This is a genomic window from Nostoc sp. UHCC 0251, from assembly GCF_034932245.1.
GTDB lineage: Bacteria > Cyanobacteriota > Cyanobacteriia > Cyanobacteriales > Nostocaceae > Nostoc.
This window is the reverse complement of the sequence record NZ_JAYGHD010000049.1, coordinates 1-24,019: the sequence shown is the minus strand read 5'-3', so window position 1 is coordinate 24,019 and position 24,019 is coordinate 1. Positions and strand designations below refer to the sequence as shown.

Genomic DNA, 24,019 nt, shown 5'->3' with positions numbered 1-24,019 from the left:
CAGGGTGGTTTCATACAAAGAAAGAAAAAACTTTGTGCAGTTGATTGGAGAGGGCGCGTTGTGCTTGAGGAATAGTTCGGAAACGAAGTTGGCGAGCGATCGTAATAAAAAAGTTGTGTAAGATAGACCAATTCACAGGGGCATTGCCACCACGCCGTGGTGGAAAGTCTTCTTTGAATGTCACATCTCTGACCCAATGCAGTCGATTTTCGATACCCCAAGACAAGTGAATGTCGGCAAGTAACTGTTGAGCTTCGAGATATTGACTACAGATATAGAATTGACGCTCAGAAAATGGCTGACCATTGCGCTCACCCTGACGCTCGACAACCACAAAAGTTTTGAGTCCAGACCATTTTTTTTGAAGTGGTTCGGGGGCAGCAAAAACCTTGCACTCACGTTGGACTAGTCGAGAATGAACTTTCTCTACAGTTGTGGCACTGCTGAGTGGAGTATCCTGTTGTGATTCAGTTTGAGCCATTTTATAGAGTGTTGGTTGATTTTCTTTTAATCCAATCAGGTAATCATTGCCACTATCGATGATCAGCGATACAGTTTTTTTTGGCAGTGTAACGCATCAAGGGTAAAAACGACTTGTTGACCACAAAACTCGGAGATTAATTGTTTGACGATGTCTACGACGGGCTACGCCTACGCCACTTCACTAATTTTTTTGTTGGACATTGGTTGCATCCTGAGTACAATACCCCGTTCATGGCTATAAACTGATACTGTACTGATAAAGTTTTGGTAAGACTGACTGTAATCTGTGACTGTGCAACGAATGCCTTTACCATCTATTGCCAATCTTTCTCCTGGTATTGGTGGAACAAAAACCGATGCCCAATTATTAAATAAATCTGTTAGTGGCTGAAAATCCACTGTTTTCAGTACTCGTCGAAATGTTGAATAGGATGGAAAATTGATTGTCACATCTAGGTTTAACAGTTCAATCAAGCTCTGTCTGTGTACACGGGTAAAATCTTCGAGTGGTCGATAGCCCCAATATCCACTCATCGCTCCCAGCAATATCAGAAACAGTACTAACCACAATTCATGTCTCCGTCCTCTAATGTGCCGATAGTCTCGGACCTGCTGCAACTGTTCGATGAGATTGTTCATACTTCCAGATTGTCAATTTCCGATCGCCTCCCATAAGTATTGTCATTTTTCTCTGTTTGTATGAAACCACCCTGCTTAATCCCCCCTTGGAAAGGGGGGAAAAATAGATCCAGTTCCCTCCCCTTGTAAAGGGGAGGGTTAGGGTGGGGTAATTCGAGGACTGGTAATGAATGATTCGATAACTTATGTGTACACCGTAGCCTACAAGGGGAGAGGTAATTCAATAACTTGCGTGTACACCGTAACCTTTTTAAGCAGGATCTAAAACTTTTTACCCCTCATTTTTCAGAAATTGAGCATAATATTGTTGAAGCTTCATCAAGATGCGTCTAACTCACACCTGCTCATGAAAAAACAGCGTTTACACGCTTATAATCAGCTAATTCAAACCCTGCTAGATTGCCCTAGCGGGGAAGAACCAGAGATATTAGCAGCGAATACAGAATTGCTAGATGCTGACTTTGTGCAGGTTGTTGTAGCAGCAGCAGAGCATTTTGCCCAGCAGGGAGACGAAAATACTGCAAACTGGTTGAGAAACTTAGCAACATATCTCACTACCCCAGAAACTACCCCCATCACCCAAAAAGATATAGAAACTTACGGGCAATTTTTAATAGAAATACTGCAAGCAACAGCAAAAAGCAACGGCAATACTCAAGTAATTTACCCCTTGCTAGCAGCAAATACCGATAAACTCAATGATATTTTTGCAAAATTATTGCGTCATTGGGCAACAAATACCTTAGCAGAAGCGGAACCAGATGTAACACCATCCATCGCCGCAGTGATTGTTACTTTTAGTAATCTAATTAAACAGTTTCCCTTGGGTAGCAAAGCCAGCAACATGGAAATTGCGATCGCTGGCTACGAAATCGCCCTAACTGTATATACCCGCAGCGCCTTTCCTGAAAAATGGGCAATGACACAAAATAATCTGGGGAATGCTTACGGTGAGAGAATATTCGGAGAACGAGCCGATAATATTGAAAGTGCGATCGCTGCTTTTTCTGCTGCACTGGAAGTTAGAACCCGCAGCGCCTTTCCTGAAAAATGGGCAGGTACGCAAAATAATCTGGGGAATGCTTACGGTGAGAGAATATTCGGAGAACGAGCCGAGAATATTGAATTTGCGATCGTTGCTTATTCTGCTGCACTCGAAGTTTACACCCGCAGCACCTTTCCTGTTGATTGGGCAGGTACGCAAAATAATCTGGGGATTACTTACGGTGAGAGAATATTCGGAGAACGAGCCGAGAATATTGAATTTGCGATCGCTGCTTATTCTGCTGCACTCGAAGTTTATACCCGCAGCGCCTTTCCGGAAAATTGGGCAACGACGCAAAATAATCTGGGGAATGCTTACGGTGAGAAAATATTAGGAGAACGAGCCGATAATATTGAATTTGCGATCACTGCTTATACTGCCGCACTGGAAGTATTAACCCGCAGTGCCTTTCCTCAATACCATACAGAAACTTTATTAAATCTTGGCAGGTTATACCAAGACGAAAAACAGTTTAACTCAGCTTATGATAAATTTGTTGCAGCAATAAAAACAGTCGAAGCTTTGCGCGGAGATATTGTTTCCGGCGAAGAAGCCAAGCGGAAACAAGCGGAAGAATGGAATCAACTTTATAAACGGATGGTGGAAGTTTGCCTAGCATTGGCAAGAGACACTGAGGCAATAGAATATATTGAACGTAGCAAAACCCAGAATTTAGTAGAACTGTTAACCAAAGCAACATTAAAAAATCCAGAAAATTTGCCTTTAGTTAGTAGTAGCATCAACTTTGGAGAAATTCAAAACCTCTTAGATAACAAAACTGCAATCATCGAATGGTATCTTTTTAATGATTGTTTTCGCGCTTTCATTATCACCTGCGACAATAACCCAGCCATCTGGCATTCTAATAAACAAGACTTAGATGCCTTAATCGATTGGACAAATGAATATTTAGATGACTACAACAACCCGGAAGACCAAAATAAAATTCAATGGCAGAATCAGCTAGAAGAACGCCTGAAAAAGCTAGCAGAAATTCTGCATCTTGAGGAAATCTTAAACCAATTACCAAAACAATGCGATAGATTAATCCTTATTCCTCATCGCTACTTACACCTGTTTCCTCTCCATGCTTTACCTGTCAAGGAATCATACCTAATTGACTTATTCCCCAACGGCGTAGGCTATGCACCCAGTTGTCAACTTCTACAACAAGTCCAGCTGCGTCAACGTCCTGACTTTCAATCTTTCTTTGCTATCCAAAACCCTACACAAGACTTATACGAAAAAGATTTAGGAGCAGTTGCAGCCATCAAAAAACAGTTTACTGATGCTAAGATTTTGAAGCAAGACCAAGCTAACAAGTCAGCAATTCTGCTCGGCATTAATGAAAATATTCACAATGTCACACTAAATGAAAAATTGCTGAAAGCTAACTGTGCTTTTTTCTTCTGTCATGGATACTTTAACTTTGCTTCTCCCCAAGATTCTGGTTTACAGTTAGCTGATGGAAACCTGACTTTAGCAGATATCATTACTCATTTCAAACTAGAAAACTGTCGCCTAGTCACTCTCTCTGCTTGCGAAACTGGTTTGACCGACTTCACAAGCACGAGTGATGAATACATTGGTTTACCCAGCGGATTTTTGTTAGCAGGTAGCACCAATGTAGTCAGTAGCCTTTGGACTGTCGATGCTATAGCTACAGCTTTATTGATGATTAAATTTTACGAAGAACTACAGCAGCAAAGTAATATTGTATTAGCTTTAAATACAGCACAACGTTGGTTAAGGGATACAACACTCAAAGGCTTTCAAGATTGGCTGATTAACTCCTCACTAAGTTATGTTTGCATAGAATATTTAAATAAATCCTTTGTTGCTTATCATGAAAATACCTTAACCAAACCGTTTGAGTCACCTTTTTATTGGGCTGCTTTTTGTAACATAGGTAAAGGAGTTTAGAAAATGTCAATTTATAAAAATGGTATCAAAGCTTTTATTCAAGTGCTTGACTCCCAATCAAATTTGATTCCGACTCAAGACTGGAATGAATTGCAGCAACTATCGAGTCAGTTACCAGAAGACAATGAGGAAATTGTAGAAATCTTAGAAAATTGGTTGCAATCAGAATCCCGTAATCAAGTTCTAGAAGCTTATAAGCAAAATCTGGAATCAATCACTGATAAATTACCTATTAATGTCAGTACAAACATAGGAATAGCTAATAGTAAATCACAGACTCCAGCCAATCAACCTAGTGAATCATCAAAGGAACTTGTAGATAACGCCATAAAAAACAACTCTCCTTTGTCTGAAAACACTAAACCAAACAAAAAATAGTGAAAAATTTCAGCCTCAGCCTCTATGCTTTTCATCTCCGCCATACCCTAACTGAACTTCCCGGTGAAGTTGTGACAGATGCTAATCTCTTGTGGGAAAATCTGGTGAAAGTGGGTGAAGGTTCGCTAACTTTTGTTGGATTGAAAGATTTACGCTCAAAATTAGTTTGTTATCAAAATGGTGAATACGAACCGAAGCGGGAAATAGGAAGAATACCAGAACGGTTAATTGATGCTCAAGATTTAGATTTGGGTAGTCTTCCAACAATTGATAGTGGAAAAAGTCCCCAATCCTGGCAAGATTTTATTAATAAAGACTGTAAAAAATGGCAAGAACAAATCCAAACATATATTAACTATCTGACTCCAGGTCAAGAATTGTTTGGACAATTAGTTGATACTATCCGAGGTATAGTAGAAACAGAACAAACTGAGCGCGATCGCTCCCTAGAAAACACAATCCAAGTATTAGGTATAGGATTTGGTGGCGGTGCAATTATCTCCGGCGTAATCGTCCAACACATCGACAAAATCAACCAACCCCTAACGCCAATATCTCCCAACAACCCACCCCATCCGTTTTACGCATCATTGCTTTTGAGTATTTTTGCTACACTGTTATTTATTGCCTTGGGTTGGTGTTGGATAAATAAAGGACAAGGAAGAAAGAATTAATAACTAATAACTAAATTCTTATGGCAAACACTATTTCAATTACCGATTCTCTAGTTCCCAATCCCATCCCTAAATCAACAATTATTCGTTTAGAGAATATCTTTAAAGTTTACGGCAGTGGTGAAACTGAAGTTAAAGCACTCGATGATGTGAATTTGACTATCCACAAGGGCGAATATTGTTCAATTATGGGGCCTTCTGGTTCTGGTAAGTCTACAGCTATGAATATTATCGGCTGTCTAGACCGCCCCACAGGCGGACATTATTACTTAGATAATATTGATGTGGCGCAAATGGATGATAAATCTTTGGCACACATCCGCAACAAAAAGCTGGGGTTTGTCTTTCAACAATTTCACCTATTGCCCCAACTTACAGCATTAGAGAATGTGATGCTGCCAATGTTGTATGCTGGTGTGAATTCAAAAGAAAGAAGCGATCGCGCCACCGAAGCATTGACACGAGTGGGTTTAGCAAATCGCCTCAACAACAAACCAACTCAACTATCTGGTGGACAACAGCAAAGAGTAGCGATCGCACGTGCCATTGTCAATCGTCCTATAGTACTCCTAGCCGATGAACCTACAGGCGCACTTGATTCGCGCACAACCCAAGAAGTCTTAGATATTTTTGGCGAACTCAATGCTAGTGGAATTACTGTTGTTATGGTAACTCATGAACCAGAAGTTGCTCGTCAAACCCAGCGCATCATTTGGTTCCGTGATGGTCAAGTGGTACACTCCAATCTCACACCATCCAATTTGAGTCAGTTAGTCTCATAAGTTATTAAAGTCCGTCTACCCTGCGGGAATGCCAAGGGTAGGCGGACTTTATTTATGTAGCCGCGACTTTTAGCCGCTAGTCCCGATTACAAACTTGACGTTTTTCCAGTTTGTGCTTGCGTCTCAATCGGCTTAACATCGGTGTAACCCACTTCACCAGCTATTGTCCGAAACACCGAAATTTGCTCGTCAAAATCTAATCCTTCAATCTGGGAAACCAGATCATTAATTGCCTTAGTTGGCTCGTAGCTAGCTGGTAAATCAACCACCTTATCTCCCATAGCTACCGCCCAAGCATACCAAACTAGCAGCTGATTGTTTTCTTTGATCGCCCCATAAGCACGGGAATATTCTGTATCTTTGCGGTTAACAATATCCCGCATAATATCTAGTTGCTGCTCATCTGATAACTCAAAATAGTCTCCTAGCAGAAGTGGTGCTAACTCTGGTTCGGCCGCAGCAGGAGCAGCAGGTGTGATAGAATCACCCATTTTTTTATAAACCAAATAGAACCAAGCTAATTTTGCATCAGTATCTAAATTGTTAAATGCATCTACCAATTTTTGAGTTTCATTGCTCTGGGCTTGAGAAATAGTTTTATCGTAACTTGCAGTCATAATTTGATTTCCAAAGAAATTTCACACATCAAACTAAGGCTTACCAAGATTTGAGCATCAGATTCTACTATCGAGAGAAAGAGTTATATTATTTGCAAATTGTAGTTTGAATATACCTTTTAATAGAGGTAAAGTCACTCCGAAGGGAGCATAGAAATAACTAATTACTTTGTTATGCTCTTTCAAGTAAGCAATAAAAAATTTAACTTAAGGATTTTAATTATGCCTGATGAAGTAAAGCCCGATGTTAATGAAGCTTCCACCCATGATGCTCAATTAGCTGCCGATAGCATAGCTAGTGGTGAAGAAAAAGCGCCAAACGTCGATTTTGATGCTGATTATGCAACTGCACAACAATTCAGCGTTAGTGAAGTTGATCGCACGGGTGAAGGCGCAGCAGCAGCCAAAGCAGCCACTGCACCTCAATATAAAACCTCTAAACCACAAGAGACAACAACTCAAGCGCAGTCAACTGGTAATCCTGACGATTATGCAGAGTTAGCAAAGGAAGTTGGGAATTCTAAGACTGAGGGTGTAACTAATGTCAGTGATGATCTAGTAAAACAAGCTTTGGAAAAAGGTGAACGAAAAAATTAAGTTTTCCTGATATCTTGCTATTTTGTATGGTGGGCAATGTCACAAATATTAAATTGAAGTTTTTGGTAATGGTAGACATTGCCCAGTTCCCGTTTTAGTCATTTGTCAATAGTTAAAATTTTTACTATAGATTTTTGACTATTTTTTAATTAACGCCCATTCATTACTTCTATTAGTTCGCTAGGACGGTGAATTAAATAATCTGGATTTTGCTTGGCTAGTACTTGCGGGGAATTAAAGCCCCAAGTCACTGCAATCACTTGGATATTTGCTTTCTTTGATGCTTCTATATCTCTGGTTTCATCTCCGACATAAATAACTTCTTGAGGTTTGAGTTGATTTTGCCTTAATACATTATTTATGATAGTTGTTTTACCAAAAATTGTAATTCCTGAGTAGATAAAATCAAATAGGTGATTTAAATCATTGATTGTAAGGAATTGCGTCACATTTTCTTTAGAATTAGAAGTGATAATTCCCAGTTGATATCCTTCATTTTGAAGTTCCATTAATGCTTCTTTAATTCCAGGAATTGGCTTTAATTCTGGGATTTTGTTTTTTAATTCTCCTTTAACTTTTTTAACTAAAAAAGGTATTTTAAATAGAGAAACTCCTGAATATTTAATAATTTCCCTAGATGTTAAGTTTTTAAGGAGGGCTAATTGCTCTGGGCTTATTTGTCTATAACCAAAGTCTACAGCTAGACGATTGGCAATACTTACAAGGGCATCTACCGTATCAGCAATAGTGCCATCAAAATCAAAAATAATTACTTTCGGGGTCATTATTTCGCCTGGATGCGTCAAGATTAGCTAGGGCGTTGCGTCGTAACATTTCTGGCTTAATCCGCCGCAAGGCAGATGCTGGAAATCGTTTATTCCACTCCTGATCAGAGATTTGGGCTAATTCTAGCAGTTGGGGAGCAATATTCCCAGGATAAGGCTGAAACTCTTCAATATCAGTTGTTTGGGCGAAACGTTGATTCCAAGGACAAACATCTTGGCAAATATCACAACCAGCAACCCAGCCTTGTAAATGGTTTGCTACTGTCTCTGGCAATTTATCTTCCCGATTTTCAATGGTGTGATAAGCGATGCAGCGATTAGCATCCACGACAAAAGGCTGAGTAATTGCACCTGTAGGACAAGCCTGAAGACAACGAGTACAGCTACCGCAGTGTTCTGTATGCGGGCGATCGCTCTCTAATTCCAAATTGGTTAACACTTCTCCCAAAAATACCCAAGATCCATATTCGCGTGTAATTACATTACCATTCTTGGCAATCCAACCAATTCCGGCAAGTTGAGCCAATACTTTATCTTGCACTGGGCCAGTGTCTGCATAATAACGAGCTAATACACCTTCACCAAGTGATTCTAGCCATGTAGATAGCTGCTTGAGTTTTTTATGCATTACCTTGTGATAATCCCTCCCCCAGCCATAACGGGAAATTTTGGCGTATTCCTCGCCTTTAGGACGTTGATGTGGTGTGTAGTAATTTAGCGCCACACATATTAGCGATCGCGCTTCTGGCATCACTAAGTGAATATCCTGACGTTTTGGGTTAGCCATCCATTCCATATCGGCGTGATAACCCAGTTCAATCCATGCTTGCAACCTCTGCGCTTCTATGGCATTTACGTTATCTACACCAGCAATTCCAACTTTGTGAAAGCCCAACTCGCTGGCTTTTTCTTTCACCACACTGCTGCTTGTTACAGAATACTGATTCATTTTTTTTCGGGATTTTGCCTAAATAAAGGCATTTTTATTCTACATTACGTAGTCAATACTTTATTAATATTTGTTGCTTATACTACATATAGCTTTTATCTATGAATTTTCGTGAATTGGTATCAGCCTTCTCTGTGAGACGGTATGCGAACAAAATAGGGCTAGATATACTCATTAGACTTCTTGCAGAAGTGGGTAAAGGGCAAGGGGTAAAGGGAAAAGCTGCTGGTAAAAAACCCTTTCCCTTTAACCTTTCCCCTTTCCCCCTCTTGCAAAATTAGTTTTGCAAGAGGTCTACTACAAAGCTTTAATTATTTATGCTGGCATACTTGAGATGTGTCTAATCAAAACTTCCATCGTGAGGAAGATTTATATAAATGTGGCAATCTATCTCAACAGTGGCTTTCTTTTTACCTATTTTTATATTGAAATGAATATTCAGCTAGTATGATACAGGTAATTTTATGACATCTGCTGAATTTATCTCCCCAGGGCAGTTGAAAGAAGAATTCCAGATTGAGGGAATTACAGAAACTAATGTGCTGAGTTATTTTGAAACCTTAAATGCAGGAGAATTTGAGGCAACTGCTGCCTTATTTGCGATAGATGGTGTGATGCGTCCACCATTTGAATCTGATATTGTGGGGACAGATGCGATCGCAGCCTACTTAAAACAAGAATCCCAAAACATAAAAGCTTACCCCAATACAGGAATAGCCCAGACTTTAGAAAATGATACGATTCAAGTCCAAGTAACAGGCAAAGCACAAACTTCGTGGTGTAGCGTGAATGTCCTGTGGCTATTTATCCTCAACCAACAAGGGCAAATTTCCTATACTAAAATCAAACTTTTAGCTTCTCCCCAAGAGTTACTCTCTTTACGGCGTGAAAACTAGCAAATAAGTATATAGTTTTTCCTAATCAAATGAGGTAAATCATAGTCTCCTCCTCATTTGCCCTACGGTGTACACACAAATCCTATAAGCCTTGCCTGATAAGATACAAGCCTTATTAGGTAAGGTTTGTATCTTATCAAGTTGAATATCAATAGTGTCAGCTTATTAATATAGCCTTAACGGAAAATCAAGGATTTTAAAAATAATTTTCTGTTCTTTTCCGTCCATTTGATTCCCAACTCAACTTGTATGTACACCATAGTCTCGCTTGCCGGGGTGGCGTTCTTATACGTCACTCAGCTGAGAACCGCCATAATAGCTTAGGCAATGTTTGCTCATACCCAAAACAGAATCTAGGCATCAAAATTCATATAAATCACGTGACTTGAAAAATAGTAACTTTTGTCTATTGGACTAATTCGGGTAAAGTAGCTTCTAACTTGAGACAGTTGGCACCATTAACCTGCAACTGGTAATCTACTTTATCCATAAGACGATTCATAATTAGCCAACCATAACCACCTTCTTGTTTTTCCATAGGGTTTGGAGCATAGTAGTTAGACATATCAAAGCCTTCGCCGTAATCCCAAACTTCTAGGGCAAGATCCCGGTCTTTTACCTCCAAACGCAGTAAAATTGTTAAATTTGGTTTGTCCTTGTGGGCATGACGGACTGCATTTGAGTAAGCTTCTACTAAAGCCAGTCTCAAACGGCTTGATTGCCTTGACCAATCCACAGATTCTCCTAGCTGAATTTTCAAACATCCCAGTAGCCAGGTTTCGACAATATTAAGAAAACTCAAATCACTTGGTACATGAAGCTCACTTTTCATGAATTATAAAATCTCCAGTGAAAGTATAGTTTGATCATCTTCTTGAACGTGGTTATCTGCCTGAATACGAGCTAGTAAATGGTTAAGAGAAAGCGGTTGTTGCTCTTGTTGCAAGAGTTGCCAAAGACCATCTTGATTCAGCATAGAACGGTTAACTGGGTCAACGCCAGACCCGGTTTTTACTGTTAAATCATAATTATTTGATACCGTTGCTTCCGTAATCCCATCGCTGGCTAGTAACAATGTGTCTCCAGCAGCGAGAACCAAACGGCCAGACTGTGCCTGCCACTTAGGCAAGATCCCCAAAGGGATGCTGCGAACTTTCAGGTAATTGGGATTGTCGGCTAAAGCACCTTGGCGTGACCATAACATTGGATAAATATGACCGGCGTTAGTGTAGACGAGTTCCTTAGTGGTAGGGGTATAACAGGCTAAAACAAGGGTGATGAAATAATTGTTGCTAATCAAGTCTTCACTGAGAGCGTGGTTGAGGTTCTGCATGACCACATTTGGCTCGGCTGGTGCTTCTTGAGATAATTCTCGACGCAAAACTGAAATAATACTAGCCATAAATAAAGCAGCTGGAACGCCCTTGCCAGAGACATCACCCACTGCCAACCACAAATCGCCTTTGGGATGGACAAAAACTTCAAAAAAATCGCCTCCTACTTCCCGCGCTGGGTAACAGCAGGCTTGCACCTTCACACCTTTGATGTCAGGTAAAGTTTGGCGTAATAAGTTGTATTGAATTTGGCGGGCTACCTCCAACTCATTGTGAATCTGCTGTTGTTTTTCTTGGAGGCGCTGGTAGAGTTTTGCTTGAGAGAGGGCTAAGGCTGCTTGTTCGGCAACACCTGCAATTAATTGGATGTCTTCGTCTTGCCAAGGGCGATCGCGTCCCCATTGGTGGAGAACCAGCACAGCCAATAAATGTTGCTGATAGCTAAGTGGCACTACCAGATGGTGAGAAGGATTATCCTTATATACATCTTGGGCAAGTTGATAATGACGGGTTTCCAGCACTTTTTCGATTAAAACACTGGGGTCGAAGAAGCAATCTAATACATCGGATTGGGGATCGTGGTATGAGAACTGGTCTTGTGTGAGGCGATCGCCCTCTACTGGTCTGAGCAAGCAACTGCTAGCTTCAAATGTTTGCCCAAGAGTTGCTACAATCTTTTGCAGCATACTGTCGTAGTCTAGAGACTCTCGAATTGCCGTTGTTACGGCATTAAACAAAGATTCTCGCCGGAGGGACCGACGCAACTCTTGCGTGCGCTTCTTAACTAGGCGATATGTATCAGTGGCTTGCTCAACTAAGGCTCTGAGCCGATCCGGATTCCAGGGTTTGGTAATGTACTTGAATACCTGACCGGAGTTAATCGCATCTACCAAATCTTCAACATCGGTAAAACCAGTTAACAAAATCCGAATCGTGTCTGGAAAACGCTCTACAGTACGACTAAAAAATTCGGTGCCATTCATTTCTGGCATTCTTTGGTCAGAAATAATCACCGCCATTTCGCCAAATTGATCCAAGATTTCCATAGCACCAAAGGCATGATTAGCTTTATATACTTGAAAATCTCGCCTAAAAGTGCGGTAGAGTAAATCTAAGTTATCTGGCTCATCATCTACCACCATGAGCTTAAGTTTGTCCACCCCGATTTCAGCCATATTTGACTTTAGTTTTTACATATTTGAATGGCGAGATAATATAAGATTTATCCCACCTGAGAATCAACAAAAAATTAATAAGTAATCATTTTCAACAGTTATCAGTTATCACTGTTTCAAACCTTGATAACTGTTCACTGAATTTAACTTTATCCTACTAACCCAGAACGCAAGGCGCGGACTGCTGCTTGGGTACGATCATCGGCACATAGCTTATTCAAAATATTGCGAACGTGAGTTTTAACAGTGCCAACAGTAATGTAAAGCCTTTCCGCAATTACTGCATTACTACAACCTTCGACAATCAACTGTAGCACTTCTAACTCCCTTTCTGTCAGGCTGTAAGGTTGAATTTCTTCCAGATTATCGACATAATCAGGGTTAGAGGCAATAGTCTTAGTATCTACAAAAGCTGATTCCAACTTTTGAGGATTTTGTTGTGCTTGTTGTAATACAATCCGAGCGATCGCCGGATCGATCCAGGCGTTGCCATTGTAGGTTACTCGCACAGCTTCTAGCAAATTATCGAATTTGATGTCCTTCATACAATAAGAGTCTGCACCAGCAGCAAAAGCTGCCAACACGGCTTCTTTGTTATCCTGGAGCGTCAAAATTAACACCTTTGTTACTAGTTGCTGCCCATTAGTGGTAGATTTTACCTCCCGTGTCAGTTCAATACCATCCTTGTCTGGTAAACCAATATCGACAATGGCAATATCTGGTTGTACCATTTTTAACATTTTTAACCCATCAGCGGCATTGGCAGCTTCACCTACAACATCAATGTCATCCTTTTGCAGTAGTGCTGTCCGAATACCCACACGAGTTAGGTCATGATCTTCAATCAGAGCGATACGAATTTTACTCATAGCCAACTTCAGCCCGTTACACTACCTTAATCAGAAAGTCGAGTTTCGTGACATACTCCCACACTAACTGCAAGTAGTATAGTGGGGGCTTTTGTTCCCGGAACCAGAGTTGTGAATTGAGCATTTTATACTCAGTGACAACAATAAAACTTGGGCTGTTTCAGCCCAAGTACAAGCGCCCAAAACTAATTAGTTATGCTTTCTATTGTTGCAGGGCAATGGGAATCTCTCTTACTTAAGTTCTAATATAAAAAAATTTGATAAACTTAACATTCAAGGAAATCTGGTGTGAGGTTAATCCAGAACAGTCTATGTCTAAAGGCAATCAAGCATTTTCAGTGTTGGGAATACCAGTTCATGTGATGGATAACTATCCAGGCTGGTTGTTAGAATGCCTGCACACAGGCAGAGGAACTCATGTAGTAACGCTCAATGCAGAAATGACTATGCAGGCAGAGCAGAATCAATTACTAGCTCAGGTGATTAAAAATGCTGAACTAGTGATCCCAGATGGAGCCGGGGTTGTTCTGTATTTGCGGTGGCTGTTATGGCAAAAAGTGCAGCGTTTTCCGGGGATTGAATTAGCAGAAAAGCTTTTGCAAGAAATTGGGCAGCAGAAGACAGGGGCAAAAGTATTTTTTTATGGAGGAGCGCCTGGAGTGGCCTCAACTGCGGCAGATTTTTGGCAGCAGCAAATTCCAGATTTGAGTATAGTAGGCACTCACTCAGGCTACCACTCCCCGGAAGAAGAAGCACAATTGCGACAAACTCTGGCTCAATTGCAGCCACAAGTAATTTTTGTCGGTTTGGGAGTGCCACGTCAAGAGTTATGGATTACCGAAAACCGCCATTTGTGTCCTCAAGCAATTTGGATTGGCGTCGGTGGTAGTTTTGATATTTGGTCAGGAACTAAAACTCGTGCTCCAGCCTGGTTAGGAAATAATAATTTGGAATGGTTGTATCGGCTTTACCAAGAACCTTGGCGTTGGCGACGGATGTTAGCTTTGCCAGCGTTTGCGGTGAAAGCGTTTGTTTATCGTTTGACAGCAAGGGGTGCTATTAGTTAAGAGAGACGCGATTAATCGCGTCTGTGGGAGTGCTGAGTGTTCTTACTTAGTTAGTATTAAAGTCTTCAAAAAATTTAAATTGTCTTTGTTAAATTTTCAATTCCCAGGCTAAACCTGGGAATCCTTATTTTTGAGAGGAATATCAAATCTGAGCCACCAAGCTATTTGGTTATGGGATGAGGAAAATTTAACAATGCCAGTATTAACAACTCAAGTTAAGAAAGACAAATCCCTTCATAAAGAGGATAGTGAGGCTCAACAGCACGGTAGGAATACTACTGTAAAGGTGCAATTACAATCTGTAAGCAAGACCTATACTAATGGTTCTCACGCCTTGTTGAATGTGAACCTTGAGGTAAAAAAGGGAGAATTTCTGTTTATCACAGGGCCAAGTGGTTCTGGTAAATCAACGCTCTTGAAACTGCTGTATGGACAGGAGTTACCGACGCAGGGAGAAGTAATTGTTGATGGATTTAATGTAGCGGGTTTACGGGGCGATCGCTTGTCATTATTGCGGCGACAAATTGGTATTGTGTTTCAAGACTATAAACTGATTACCCAACGAACAGTAGCAGAAAATGTGACTTTTGTGTTGCAAGCTCAAGGGTATACCCGTAAAGAAATTCAACGACGCTTAGAACCAACCTTGAAACTGGTAGGTTTGCTGAGTAAAGCTGACTGCTTTCCAGATCAACTGTCTGGAGGAGAGCAACAGCGGGTGAGTATTGCCCGTGCGATCGTTGGGACACCACCGCTGCTGTTAGCGGATGAGCCTACTGGAAATCTTGATCCAGATAATTCTTGGCAAGTGATTCAAATTCTCCAGAAGTTAAATTCCTTTGGTGCTACAGTAATTGTTACCACCCACGATGAACAGATGGTGCGGCGATGCAATCATCCGGTAGTGCAAGTTTGTAATGGACGATTGTCTCGAAAATAAGTATTGGGCATGGGGCATAGGGCATAGGGCATTGGAAATTAATTAAGACTCATCATTATTTAACCAATGACTAATAGACATCTCCAGAAATTAAATATGCGTTACCCAAAACCCTTGTAGAGACGTAGCAGTGCTACGTCTCTACATTCTTTTTCGGAGATGACTAATGACTAATGACTAATAAACGTGGTGTTTGACTTTTGCTGATACGGGGATGAAAGTTGATGCTGTTTTGGGGAGTAGCATTTGTAGGTCATCGCAGGCTTGTAAAATCTTGAAAGCTGCCTCTCTAATCGCAACTTCCTCCTCGCGACTGAGTAGGAGTTGCAAGCATTCGACAACATCTTGCTGGACTAAAGAATCAACCCGCTTGCGGCTGATGAATTTAGTTAGTTGACGTAGGGCAATCAACCGCTTCAATGGATCTTTTTCTGTTAAATTTACCAACAACTGATCGAGGTGGTCTTCTTCTCGATTTTCATAGAAGCTGACAATTTGCCAGACCAATAAAATTAAAGTTAACAGTGTTCCCATGCCTTGCACGATCGCACCAGCAGCAATCCAGGAACTGTGAGAGTCAACCCAAATTGCAGCGGCCATATAAGTGCTGACAGTAGCAAGACCCCCACTAACGACTGCTAAGGCTAACCGACGATTTGAACTGTTTAAGAACTTATGTATCTTAGACCAGTGTAATTGCCAGTCCCACTCCTGCATTGAGTAAACCAGTACCATTATCCCAACGCCGATTAAGAGAGCCAACAGCAGCATCCAGTTCCACAACAACATGGCGAAGATGATTGTCAAGAACCCAAGAAAGCCTCCAGGCCCAGAGAAACGCTTAAATGTTTGCTGCTTTGTGGCTCCCTTTGTCTTGAACTTTGGAAGCGACCAGTTCAAGTTGGGGATCTGGTTGATCAATTGCTGCCAAGAAGACGAAGCCTGTGCCACAGTATTTACCTAGATATACAAAACTTTTGACTTTTGACTTCCGCTGTGCGGTACTAGTAACAGCACGGCGGAATCAAGATACCATTTTAAATGTCTCAGAGCAAGGGCATAAAGGCTTTTTAAAGACAAAAACGAAAGTTGTCAAGGGTGAATTGACCATCAAAAGCACAGAAGGTAACGCTGTAGATGTTATTTCCAGTTATAGATAATAATGTATTGGGGGAAATTGCCGAGTCTGAATTGGCAAGATTGGGGCTTGGTAGTGCAGTTTGAGCGATGAGTTGCCGATCGCGATCGTAGGCAGAAAGCACTAGCCGTTGCGAACTGGTGACAAAGGCGCTAACTGAGTTAACCGGGCGCAAGAAAGTAGCTTCCAAAAACCCGCTTTTAGGCGCTGCCATTAAGACAATAAGCCCCGAATAGGGTGGAAATGCTGGATTTGATGGCTGTATTGCTATAGAATTGTGAAAAATTACTCCCCAGCGTTCATACTGGCACTCTACTGCTTCAAAACACTTCAAGTCTTCTAAGTCTAAACAAATACAAGTAGGTACAGTGGCTCTGGCAACATCAATAGCTGACTCGGCTTGATCCCCACAAACTGAAGCTTTAATTTCATTTTGTATATTAAGCTTGTCAAGCGCAAATTTAGCGTCTTCAATCGTTGTGAGTTTATGTGATTGAAGAGTAGCCTGCTTTACCATGACATCCCGCCTTAAAATTACTTAAAGAATAATCAGATTTAGTAATACATCAAAAGCTACTGTTTCTACATATAGAACTAGAATTAATAGCTTCTCAAAATGAGCATTTTGAATATTATTGATGCTCAAAATTATTTATGAGTTTTTTGATAGACTACCATAAAAACTTATGTTTGATTTATGCCTGAGTGATACTCGCTACTACGAAAAAGCCTTATAAAACAGTAATTACAACGTTCACTAACTTTTTATTAGTAAAAAAATCACCAAATCTTTATAAGTAATCCAATAATTTTATATCTACTTAATCTGACGGTAGCAAGAAGTCCTTAAGTGATTGGTTCGCCGATAATAACAATGAGTGAGGAGTTTGGACTAAATAGGTAGGTATTCTGGGGTAAACAAAGAAGATGCAGTGATGCGGATAAATTATCAAATGCTCTCTCCGTATTCACACGTCTATCGGTTTATTCTGTTACTCGTGCCAAATAATTACTACAGTCAACAAAAAATACTTATGTTTCAACCACTAGGATTTGACCAACGCTCTATAACTACCTCACTAGGTAGAATGGTTTATTATACTGCTACTGGGTCACCTTGGCAGGACAATGTAACTGCTAAAGAAGATCGAGAAACTTTGGTGTTCCTACACGGCTTTGGTGGTGGATCTTCTGCCTATGAGTGGTCGAAAGTTTATCCGGCTTTTGCAGCCGAATATCGGGTCATTGCGCCAGATTTAATCGGTTGGGGTAGGTCTGAGCATCCGGCACAGAGTTATAAGATTCAAGATTATTTAACCACGATTCGGGAGTTTTTCGAGCAGACTTGTACCGGGCCAGTAACAGCGATCGCTTCTTCTTTGACCGCAGCCTTTACAATTCGAGTAGCAGCAGATCATCCTGATTTATTCAAGTCTTTAATTCTCACTACCCCTGCTGGACTTTCGGACTTTGGCGAAGACTACTCGCGTAGTTTTTTTGCCCAGTTAGTTAGCCTTCCCCTCGTTGACCGTTTACTTTACAGCACTGGTGTAGCCACCAGTGGGGGTATTCGCAGCTTCTTAGAACAACGCCAATTTGCTCAGTCTAATCGAGTGTACCAAGAAATTGTAGATGCTTATTTACAATCTGCCCAACAGCCTAATGCTGAGTATGCAGCACTCTCCTTTGTCCGTGGCGATTTATGCTTTGATTTATCCCTTTATATTCAACAACTGACCACTCCCACCGCCATTATTTGGGGACGAAGGTCGGAATTTACAGGGCCCTCAATTGGTCGCCGCCTTGCCGAAATGAATCCACAAGCGATTCGATTTTTTCAGCAGTTAGAAGATGTGGGCTTAACACCGCAGTTGGAGTTGCCAGCAGTCACAATTGGGTTAATTCGACAATTTTTGCCTTTGCTTAATTAGTGCTTTGTTCAGTAGTCAAAGTCCCATCTAATTTACTAGCTTCTGCTTTCTTTATAGCGATTCTCATTTGAATGAGGTACTGAGTAAGGGCGCGCGCCTACATCTGTGCGCCCCTATGAGTATCTGTGTTAATTTTCGTCATCGATAAAGCTACATAATCTGCTGTAAATGCAACACAAATCCAGGTAGTACGTTTTCTCCTGATAAACTAGCCGGATTATTTAATATCTCTACATCTTTACCTGGACGATAAATTTCTACTCGCTTGTTTTTCCGGTCGATTAACCAGCCTAATTGAGCGCCATTTTCGATATACTCCTGCATTTTCTCTTGCAATTCTTTCAATGAATCACTACGAGAACGCAGGTCTACTACAAAATCAGGACAAATTGGGGCAAATTTTTCTTGTTGTTCTGGAGTTAAAGCATTCCATCGCTCAATTTTCATCCAAGAAACATCAGGAGAACGTTCTGCGCCATTAGGTAGAGTGAAACCAGTTGAAGAGTCAAAACCTTTGCCTAATTTAGTCTGTTTATTCCAGATTCCTAATTCAACAACCATATCAAAGTTACGGTTGCCAGTATCACTACCTGTAGGTGGCATAATTAATAATTCCCCTGATGCTGTACGCTCAAATCGATAATCGCGGTTTTTCTGACACATCTGGAAAAATTGCTCATCAGTCAAGTCAATTTTCAATTTGAGTGTAGAAGGGAAAGTGGTTGTCGTAGCGTTCATAGGCTATTCTGAGCATCTTACTTTCTAGTGTAGTGCTGTGTGTGGTGCGTAGGCGTAGCCCGTCGTAGACATCGCATGATGAGATGATGGAGAGCGATCGCACTTTACCTAATTAAATAAATCTGTCTACCTATTTCGGTGCAGCTTTACCGAGATATATTTGCTTAGAACCCTTGGGAATATAAATCCAGCCAAGGCTTTTCGTTTATCGCCCCATGAAAGAATTTTAGCCACTACTGAAGTTAAGTCTGAGAAAATAGGTTTACCTTATTATAGAATTACAGATATTCTGCATCCAATCAAAACCTGACTTTTCGCAGGTGCGATTGCTCTATAGATTAATACTTTAGAAAGTATAAAAATCCAGATGCTTTGGTTATCTCGATGGCTAGTGTTAGGAACTATATTTGTTAGCTTAACTTTCAGCGCACCTTTATTTGCCAGTCAGTCTATGAACCAAGAAGATATCCAGATATTAATAGAAAAAGCTAAAGATGCATGGGTTGCTCAAGATGTCGATGCCCTTGCACAATTGTTTACGGTTGATGGGGAACTAATCGTGCCTGGTCAATGCTGGCGGGGACAAGAAAAAATTCGAGAAGGAGTGATTAATTTTAAACAACAGTACTCAGATGTCAAAATAGTCATCCAACGGATTATTATTGTAGCAAATCAGGCAGCAGTAGAGTGGTACTACGAAGATACGGAAAAGGCGACAGGTCGTCGTAATAAAGCTGATGACGTAATTGTTGTAGATTTTAGGGATGGTCAAATTAGTCGTTGGCGTGAATATTTTGACACACAAACGCCAAATAACAAATAATTGCACTAGCGGTGATAGTCAAAATCTCCTTAATTCAAAATCAATTAAGGAGATTGGATTGTCAAAATTAAGCTGTAATGTAAAAAACACAAGACGTTTACCACCTCAGACCGCTCTGATGAAGAATTTAACCTTCCCTTGGTGCTAATGAAGTGGAGGAAGCGACAAAAACTCCACACCGTCAACGCATTTAATTTACACTGTTCAAACATCTGCGATCGCTCTCCTTCGATGTTTGATAATGGGTCACAGCGGTATAACACCCATACAGCGTTGTCTGTTTTCATTCATTACAATAGCTAACAGTTGAGTTAAAAACTCCCTCTCTAGGGTAGAAATACTAGCTAGCCAAAAGAGAGAGCTATGTTGTTCAATCTGATCTAAAGTAATATTTTAATTCTGTATAACTTTAGCTGTTCATTTGCCGTCGTTGGGACTGTTCTTGGTTAAACTGCTTTTGTTGTGGTGTTAATTGGTTGTAATCACTTGAAGATTGCATATCCCACTGTAATTCCGCTAGTAACAGTAAACTAATGGTCATAATTAGCCCCGTTGAGAGAAACTGCATGACACCGCAGTAGGGTAAAACTATAATTCCCAGCAAATGAATAAACCCCATCAGAAGAAATGTGCGTGAACACATTCCTACGCCGGTGCAAAAGTATCCGATAGCGCTTAATCCTAACCAGAGTGGACACAGACGGATCAAGACCTCTCCCCATCCCAAAAAAATGCTTAGATCAGTCAGGATTAAACCCGCTAGGATTAAGATCCCCCAGCTATAAACAACCCAGCGTAGCTGTTCTACAGTTGCCCAAAACCAAGTTAAACTTACCATGCCGATCGCACCGAATAAGGTAAGCACTGACCACAAAATCGCCTGACTACTCCAGCTAATGGGTAGAAACTGGGCGGTTACAAAAATACCGGATGAAATGAGCCCCCAGAGAATAAATGCTTGATCAACGCGAGTATAAAACTTGGAGAAGAGGATGAAATTTCCAATTTGGTAGTTTAGACACACTAGACCTTGAATATCTTGAAAATCTAGCTCTTGCTGTTTTTCACGGAGGAGCGGCTCAGATAAATTGAAAAAACTCATTGATAATCTATTACTATCGGTAGATGAAAGAAGTTGTTCCTCTATCCAAAGAGGTATTGTTATTTAAATATTAGCAAGTAAAAAAAATTAGATTTGAAATTGCCTTGAAAAAAGACTGATTTTTAGATTTTTAATGAGACAACAGCGACGGTTAACCTGCTTCGATTAAGCTTCGTTCAGTTAGGGTGACTCCGTTCAATAAGCAGTGGTGCAGATCCACCCCGGTCAGGTCTACTTTCGTGAAATCAACATAACTTAGATCAGTTTTGTACAAGATAGCTTTGGCAAGGTTGGTATGACTCAGGTCTGTATTGCTCAAGTTTGCCCCAGTCAGGTTTGCACTACTGAGATTTGTCCCAGACAAGTTTGCACCAGTAAAGTTGGCATAACGCAAGTCTGCCCCAGCCAAGTTTGCACCACTAAGGTTGGCATAGCGCAAGTCTGCTAAACGCAAGTCTGCTTTCACAAGGCTTCCCTTATGTAAGTCTACTTGACTGAGAGTTGCCCGTATCAGATTAGCAGCTTTGAGGTTTGCCAAAATCATATTTGCTCCACTTAAGTCGGTTCTCCAGAGAGCCGCCGCAGTCAAATTTGCTTCGTTCAGGTTTGCTTTACGCAGGTTGGACTGTGATAAAGTCGCGTTAGCCAAGTTAGCTCGATCCAAATTGATTTCAGCTAAACACACTTCGCTGAGGTTAACTAAGTGCAGGCTTGCTTGAGTGAAATTTCTCTCTCCTGCACAATAGCGTTTGAGAAGTTCATCAGCATCCATACAGCCCGCCTCCCAAATCTCCATTTATCACTTGAAAATTACAGTATCTATAAGGGCTAATTGTACAAAATTTTGGGTTTTTGAGACGCGATAAATCGCAGTCTCTACAAGTGTTTTGGTCTTATCTGAACTGTATTGGCTTTTAACAACCATTAGAGAAGGAAGGTGCTAATGAAGCCGTTATCTGAGAAGTTTCTTTTGCTTAAGCGTGGCGAGGTGGGGACACTCCTTGACCTATCCACGCTTAAGTAGTGACTAATCTAAGGCTCTATTTACGTACTAGGTTGAGCAGTTCTTTAGGAGAAGCAAGCAAGTCAATCCCTACGAAGAAGATTTTGTCTTGGGGATCTAGCAAAAAGCGCCATGCAATATTCATTCCGACACTGGCACCGAACCAAGGGGTTTGAACTTTGCCGGTGACTTTAATCTGGGTATAGCCATCTTCTACTGGCTCCGATATACCACGCTCTGGGATCATCTTTAATCCCTGGCATTCTTCACGCATATAAGCGCGGATTGCCTCTTGACCAACAATCGGTCTTTCAAAGGGGGGTTGCAAAGCACCTTCAGAGCGAAATAGAGCAACCGCAGCATCAAAGTCATTAGCATTCATGTTGTTGATATAGCCCAACACCGTAGGATTGTTGACGCCCTCGATGGTAACTTTAGTCCGAAATGCTGCTGCAATAGGAGGAGACACTGGCTCTGTGACTTTTTTGTAACTACCGGGAGCGTTCGGGTCAAATCCCATGCTTACTACAGTATTGCGTAGAATTGTGATTTGTTGACCTGAATCAGCATTGCGGATGGCTTGCAACACATCAGCAGCTTTCGGAGAAAGCTTGTAACCTTCTGGAATAGGAGCAACAATTCCCTGGGCCATCCATTCTCCTAACTGATACCAGAAGCCCAATTTGATATTTACGGTGAAGGATGCATAGGAACGACACAGGGGAGTGTCAGCACGGTTAGCCAAATCGTACATGACTTGCGTTTGAGCCTCAAAAGGCATCTGCTTAATTTGTTCGAGTAAGCCTTGTGCGAGGATCATGTTGGCTGCTCCTGGTGCGGCAACCGTAATACTTCTACCCATCTCGGTATAGGCAAACCAGAGTAATGCTAGTTGATCTTCAGCATTGAGTTGAGAAAATGATTCGACAACATTTGGAACAATGTCAGCAACTAGAGTGCCGGGAAAAATACTTTGAGCCGACTGGATGGTAAAAGACATAGCAAAAATTCCCAAAAGAAAATTACAGTTCTATCGAATGTGAAAATCAAACGTGCAAAGACGGAAGGGAAATGCGTTTAGCTGTTAACAAAAACACTCAGCAGTCTTAGCGTAGACATCGCTTTACCAAAGGCATAGCGATGTGAGTTTGGATAGGCAAAGCACATTGCAGACCCAACTGCATAGTTATTTAGAAAGCCTTGATCAACAGTGGTTTAACGCATTATCGTTGTTTATGTATCCATATGTAAAGAAACATAACAATTCCGTTACAAATAAGCAATACTTTCTCAGTTATAAATTCATAAGCTTTATTTATAGTTTATATAAGTTTTACTTTACGATTTTTATTTAGTTGACAAATAAAACAATTTAGAGGCAGACTTATGAAAACTGATTATGTTTAACCAAAAAAAAATCAATTAGATCAGTCGTTTTTAGACCTGATTTCAACAGCTTTGAGACCATTAATGCAAATCAAGCGTGGTCATTGTTTTTCACTGTCGGTCAAGACGACAAGAAGTTGAGTTCGGCAGGTTTTCACTAATCTACTGGAATTCTTTGGGGGAGTTTGGATACCAGGATTTCTTTTTAATAAGCTGTTCCACATTTAAATTACATAAGTTGGGCGGGCAAGATGCCCACCCCACAAGAGTTATGTTTAATTCGATTATGCAAATTAGATGTTTTTTAGCTTACCTTTAAAAAACTTTGTTTAGCTTTGGAAAAAGTTTGATGTTGATTGGATTTATAAAGCTTCCTAATTTGTCACGGTATTGTGGATACGTGGGCTTAGAAGTAGCACAAATTGTTTCCAAACATCTTGCAGTTCAAACTAAAGCCTATGTAATTCAAAATAGAAGAATATTGATAAATCAACTTTCAAAGTCTGGTTTGGATTCTCATACAGCAGATCGAACTGTTACTGTACTTATCTCAAGCCCGGTTTTACAATTAACTAACAAAAACCAGTGTGCAATTAATTGCCGAAAGTAGCTATACAGAAAGATAAGGGGCAAAATCCGGCGTTGCTGAATTAAAGGATGAATCTGGATGTAGAGACGTAGCAGTGCTATGTCTCTACAAGGATTTTGGTATTATGCAAAATCATTTTCATACATGGAATCAGCA

Annotated in this window: 25 protein-coding genes; 10 read left to right on the top strand and 15 right to left on the bottom strand. The window is 40.7% G+C overall.

Annotated features, from left to right (window positions below; genetic code table 11):
* Positions 1 to 10 precede the first annotated feature (10 nt).
* Entirely contained in the window at positions 11 to 568 is a 558-nt protein-coding gene (locus tag VB740_RS08890; RefSeq protein ID WP_323199673.1) for an ISAs1 family transposase, read from the bottom strand.
* 83 nt (positions 569 to 651) lie between these two features.
* A complete protein-coding gene (locus tag VB740_RS08885) occupies positions 652 to 1,122 on the bottom strand; it encodes a transposase family protein (RefSeq protein ID WP_323199672.1) in 471 nt (156 codons plus the stop codon).
* Positions 1,123 to 1,468: 346 nt separating this feature from the next.
* On the opposite strand from VB740_RS08885, the gene VB740_RS08880 reads away from it, so the two are divergent.
* From VB740_RS08880 to VB740_RS08865, 4 genes are read left to right on the top strand one after another with little or no spacing between them, the layout of a single operon-like run.
* On the top strand, positions 1,469 to 4,090 hold the full coding sequence (locus VB740_RS08880) for a CHAT domain-containing tetratricopeptide repeat protein (RefSeq protein WP_323199671.1): 2,622 nt from the start codon (positions 1,469 to 1,471) through the stop codon (positions 4,088 to 4,090).
* A gap of 3 nt (positions 4,091 to 4,093) precedes the next feature.
* Entirely contained in the window at positions 4,094 to 4,468 is a 375-nt protein-coding gene (locus tag VB740_RS08875) for a hypothetical protein (protein ID WP_323199670.1), read from the top strand.
* A complete protein-coding gene (locus tag VB740_RS08870; RefSeq protein WP_323199669.1) occupies positions 4,468 to 5,142 on the top strand; it encodes a hypothetical protein in 675 nt (224 codons plus the stop codon). The genes VB740_RS08875 and VB740_RS08870 overlap by 1 nt, the downstream gene beginning before the upstream one ends.
* A gap of 20 nt (positions 5,143 to 5,162) precedes the next feature.
* Positions 5,163 to 5,924 carry an ABC transporter ATP-binding protein gene (locus VB740_RS08865; RefSeq protein WP_323199668.1) on the top strand — a complete coding sequence of 254 codons (762 nt, stop codon included), beginning with the start codon at positions 5,163 to 5,165 and terminating at the stop codon, positions 5,922 to 5,924.
* Between the two features lie 86 nt (positions 5,925 to 6,010).
* On the opposite strand, the gene VB740_RS08860 is transcribed toward VB740_RS08865, so the two are convergent.
* Positions 6,011 to 6,541 (bottom strand): orange carotenoid protein N-terminal domain-containing protein, encoded by a 531-nt coding sequence (locus VB740_RS08860; protein ID WP_323199667.1) that lies wholly within the window; start codon positions 6,539 to 6,541, stop codon positions 6,011 to 6,013.
* Between the two features lie 222 nt (positions 6,542 to 6,763).
* On the opposite strand from VB740_RS08860, the gene VB740_RS08855 reads away from it, so the two are divergent.
* The gene (locus VB740_RS08855) at positions 6,764 to 7,138 is read left to right on the top strand and encodes a hypothetical protein (protein ID WP_323199666.1); all 375 of its coding nucleotides are present in this window, start codon (positions 6,764 to 6,766) and stop codon (positions 7,136 to 7,138) included.
* A gap of 149 nt (positions 7,139 to 7,287) precedes the next feature.
* On the opposite strand, the gene VB740_RS08850 is transcribed toward VB740_RS08855, so the two are convergent.
* Positions 7,288 to 7,923: an HAD-IA family hydrolase gene (locus VB740_RS08850; RefSeq protein WP_323199665.1), complete on the bottom strand. Its 636-nt coding sequence runs from the start codon at positions 7,921 to 7,923 to the stop codon at positions 7,288 to 7,290.
* Positions 7,898 to 8,872 carry a tRNA epoxyqueuosine(34) reductase QueG gene (gene queG / locus VB740_RS08845; RefSeq protein WP_323199664.1) on the bottom strand — a complete coding sequence of 325 codons (975 nt, stop codon included), beginning with the start codon at positions 8,870 to 8,872 and terminating at the stop codon, positions 7,898 to 7,900. Before queG ends, VB740_RS08850 begins: the two co-directional genes overlap by 26 nt.
* A gap of 464 nt (positions 8,873 to 9,336) precedes the next feature.
* On the opposite strand from queG, the gene VB740_RS08840 reads away from it, so the two are divergent.
* A complete protein-coding gene (locus VB740_RS08840) occupies positions 9,337 to 9,768 on the top strand; it encodes a ketosteroid isomerase family protein (RefSeq protein WP_323199663.1) in 432 nt (143 codons plus the stop codon).
* A 406-nt stretch (positions 9,769 to 10,174) separates the two neighbouring features.
* Here the strand turns inward: VB740_RS08840 and VB740_RS08835 are convergent, their stop codons facing one another.
* From VB740_RS08835 to VB740_RS08825, 3 genes are all read right to left on the bottom strand, one after another.
* Entirely contained in the window at positions 10,175 to 10,600 is a 426-nt protein-coding gene (locus VB740_RS08835; protein ID WP_323199662.1) for an anti-sigma regulatory factor, read from the bottom strand.
* A gap of 3 nt (positions 10,601 to 10,603) precedes the next feature.
* Positions 10,604 to 12,277: a SpoIIE family protein phosphatase gene (locus VB740_RS08830; protein ID WP_323199661.1), complete on the bottom strand. Its 1,674-nt coding sequence runs from the start codon at positions 12,275 to 12,277 to the stop codon at positions 10,604 to 10,606.
* Between the two features lie 149 nt (positions 12,278 to 12,426).
* Positions 12,427 to 13,146, bottom strand: coding sequence for a response regulator transcription factor (locus tag VB740_RS08825; RefSeq protein WP_323199660.1), 720 nt, complete (start codon positions 13,144 to 13,146; stop codon positions 12,427 to 12,429).
* A 311-nt stretch (positions 13,147 to 13,457) separates the two neighbouring features.
* Between VB740_RS08825 and VB740_RS08820 the strand changes: the two genes are divergently transcribed.
* Positions 13,458 to 14,213: a WecB/TagA/CpsF family glycosyltransferase gene (locus tag VB740_RS08820; RefSeq protein WP_323199659.1), complete on the top strand. Its 756-nt coding sequence runs from the start codon at positions 13,458 to 13,460 to the stop codon at positions 14,211 to 14,213.
* A 193-nt stretch (positions 14,214 to 14,406) separates the two neighbouring features.
* Positions 14,407 to 15,153 (top strand): cell division ATP-binding protein FtsE, encoded by a 747-nt coding sequence (ftsE, locus tag VB740_RS08815; RefSeq protein ID WP_323199658.1) that lies wholly within the window; start codon positions 14,407 to 14,409, stop codon positions 15,151 to 15,153.
* Between the two features lie 177 nt (positions 15,154 to 15,330).
* Here ftsE and VB740_RS08810 read toward each other — a convergent pair whose 3' ends face one another.
* Both VB740_RS08810 and VB740_RS08805 read right to left on the bottom strand, forming a co-directional pair.
* Positions 15,331 to 16,104 (bottom strand): armadillo-type fold-containing protein, encoded by a 774-nt coding sequence (locus tag VB740_RS08810; protein WP_323199657.1) that lies wholly within the window; start codon positions 16,102 to 16,104, stop codon positions 15,331 to 15,333.
* A gap of 119 nt (positions 16,105 to 16,223) precedes the next feature.
* Positions 16,224 to 16,808, bottom strand: coding sequence for a hypothetical protein (locus tag VB740_RS08805; protein WP_323199656.1), 585 nt, complete (start codon positions 16,806 to 16,808; stop codon positions 16,224 to 16,226).
* Positions 16,809 to 17,325: 517 nt separating this feature from the next.
* Between VB740_RS08805 and VB740_RS08800 the strand changes: the two genes are divergently transcribed.
* Entirely contained in the window at positions 17,326 to 18,222 is an 897-nt protein-coding gene (locus VB740_RS08800) for an alpha/beta hydrolase (protein ID WP_323199655.1), read from the top strand.
* Between the two features lie 150 nt (positions 18,223 to 18,372).
* On the opposite strand, the gene VB740_RS08795 is transcribed toward VB740_RS08800, so the two are convergent.
* A complete protein-coding gene (locus VB740_RS08795) occupies positions 18,373 to 18,960 on the bottom strand; it encodes a Uma2 family endonuclease (RefSeq protein WP_323199654.1) in 588 nt (195 codons plus the stop codon).
* Between the two features lie 367 nt (positions 18,961 to 19,327).
* Between VB740_RS08795 and VB740_RS08790 the strand changes: the two genes are divergently transcribed.
* Complete coding sequence (locus tag VB740_RS08790) at positions 19,328 to 19,783, top strand: nuclear transport factor 2 family protein (RefSeq protein ID WP_323199653.1); 456 nt, start codon at positions 19,328 to 19,330, stop codon at positions 19,781 to 19,783.
* A gap of 44 nt (positions 19,784 to 19,827) precedes the next feature.
* Here VB740_RS08790 and VB740_RS08785 read toward each other — a convergent pair whose 3' ends face one another.
* The 4 genes from VB740_RS08785 to VB740_RS08770 all read right to left on the bottom strand — a co-directional run bounded on the left by VB740_RS08785 (position 19,828) and on the right by VB740_RS08770 (position 22,888).
* On the bottom strand, positions 19,828 to 20,070 hold the full coding sequence (locus VB740_RS08785; protein ID WP_323199652.1) for a hypothetical protein: 243 nt from the start codon (positions 20,068 to 20,070) through the stop codon (positions 19,828 to 19,830).
* A gap of 122 nt (positions 20,071 to 20,192) precedes the next feature.
* On the bottom strand, positions 20,193 to 20,885 hold the full coding sequence (locus VB740_RS08780; protein WP_323199651.1) for a hypothetical protein: 693 nt from the start codon (positions 20,883 to 20,885) through the stop codon (positions 20,193 to 20,195).
* 151 nt (positions 20,886 to 21,036) lie between these two features.
* Complete coding sequence (locus VB740_RS08775) at positions 21,037 to 21,681, bottom strand: pentapeptide repeat-containing protein (protein WP_323199650.1); 645 nt, start codon at positions 21,679 to 21,681, stop codon at positions 21,037 to 21,039.
* A 244-nt stretch (positions 21,682 to 21,925) separates the two neighbouring features.
* Positions 21,926 to 22,888: an orange carotenoid protein N-terminal domain-containing protein gene (locus VB740_RS08770; RefSeq protein WP_323199649.1), complete on the bottom strand. Its 963-nt coding sequence runs from the start codon at positions 22,886 to 22,888 to the stop codon at positions 21,926 to 21,928.
* Positions 22,889 to 24,019: the final 1,131 nt, after the last annotated feature.

Excerpts from the sequence above, each read along its gene's own strand:
- VB740_RS08805 (WP_323199656.1), bottom strand. The coding sequence starts at position 16,808 with ATGGTAAAGCAGGCTACTCTTCAATCACATAAACTCACAACGATTGAA.
- queG (WP_323199664.1), bottom strand. The coding sequence starts at position 8,872 with ATGAATCAGTATTCTGTAACAAGCAGCAGTGTGGTGAAAGAAAAAGCC.
- VB740_RS08770 (WP_323199649.1), bottom strand. The coding sequence starts at position 22,888 with ATGTCTTTTACCATCCAGTCGGCTCAAAGTATTTTTCCCGGCACTCTA.
- VB740_RS08790 (WP_323199653.1), top strand. The coding sequence starts at position 19,328 with ATGCTTTGGTTATCTCGATGGCTAGTGTTAGGAACTATATTTGTTAGC.
- VB740_RS08785 (WP_323199652.1), bottom strand. The coding sequence starts at position 20,070 with ATGAAAACAGACAACGCTGTATGGGTGTTATACCGCTGTGACCCATTA.
- VB740_RS08860 (WP_323199667.1), bottom strand. The coding sequence starts at position 6,541 with ATGACTGCAAGTTACGATAAAACTATTTCTCAAGCCCAGAGCAATGAA.
- VB740_RS08835 (WP_323199662.1), bottom strand. The coding sequence starts at position 10,600 with ATGAAAAGTGAGCTTCATGTACCAAGTGATTTGAGTTTTCTTAATATT.
- VB740_RS08840 (WP_323199663.1), top strand. The coding sequence starts at position 9,337 with ATGACATCTGCTGAATTTATCTCCCCAGGGCAGTTGAAAGAAGAATTC.
- VB740_RS08855 (WP_323199666.1), top strand. The coding sequence starts at position 6,764 with ATGCCTGATGAAGTAAAGCCCGATGTTAATGAAGCTTCCACCCATGAT.
- VB740_RS08775 (WP_323199650.1), bottom strand. The coding sequence starts at position 21,681 with ATGGAGATTTGGGAGGCGGGCTGTATGGATGCTGATGAACTTCTCAAA.
- VB740_RS08880 (WP_323199671.1), top strand. The coding sequence starts at position 1,469 with ATGAAAAAACAGCGTTTACACGCTTATAATCAGCTAATTCAAACCCTG.
- VB740_RS08875 (WP_323199670.1), top strand. The coding sequence starts at position 4,094 with ATGTCAATTTATAAAAATGGTATCAAAGCTTTTATTCAAGTGCTTGAC.
- VB740_RS08885 (WP_323199672.1), bottom strand. The coding sequence starts at position 1,122 with ATGAACAATCTCATCGAACAGTTGCAGCAGGTCCGAGACTATCGGCAC.
- VB740_RS08780 (WP_323199651.1), bottom strand. The coding sequence starts at position 20,885 with ATGAGTTTTTTCAATTTATCTGAGCCGCTCCTCCGTGAAAAACAGCAA.
- VB740_RS08865 (WP_323199668.1), top strand. The coding sequence starts at position 5,163 with ATGGCAAACACTATTTCAATTACCGATTCTCTAGTTCCCAATCCCATC.
- VB740_RS08850 (WP_323199665.1), bottom strand. The coding sequence starts at position 7,923 with ATGACCCCGAAAGTAATTATTTTTGATTTTGATGGCACTATTGCTGAT.
- VB740_RS08825 (WP_323199660.1), bottom strand. The coding sequence starts at position 13,146 with ATGAGTAAAATTCGTATCGCTCTGATTGAAGATCATGACCTAACTCGT.
- VB740_RS08830 (WP_323199661.1), bottom strand. The coding sequence starts at position 12,277 with ATGGCTGAAATCGGGGTGGACAAACTTAAGCTCATGGTGGTAGATGAT.
- VB740_RS08795 (WP_323199654.1), bottom strand. The coding sequence starts at position 18,960 with ATGAACGCTACGACAACCACTTTCCCTTCTACACTCAAATTGAAAATT.
- VB740_RS08820 (WP_323199659.1), top strand. The coding sequence starts at position 13,458 with ATGTCTAAAGGCAATCAAGCATTTTCAGTGTTGGGAATACCAGTTCAT.
- ftsE (WP_323199658.1), top strand. The coding sequence starts at position 14,407 with ATGCCAGTATTAACAACTCAAGTTAAGAAAGACAAATCCCTTCATAAA.
- VB740_RS08800 (WP_323199655.1), top strand. The coding sequence starts at position 17,326 with ATGTTTCAACCACTAGGATTTGACCAACGCTCTATAACTACCTCACTA.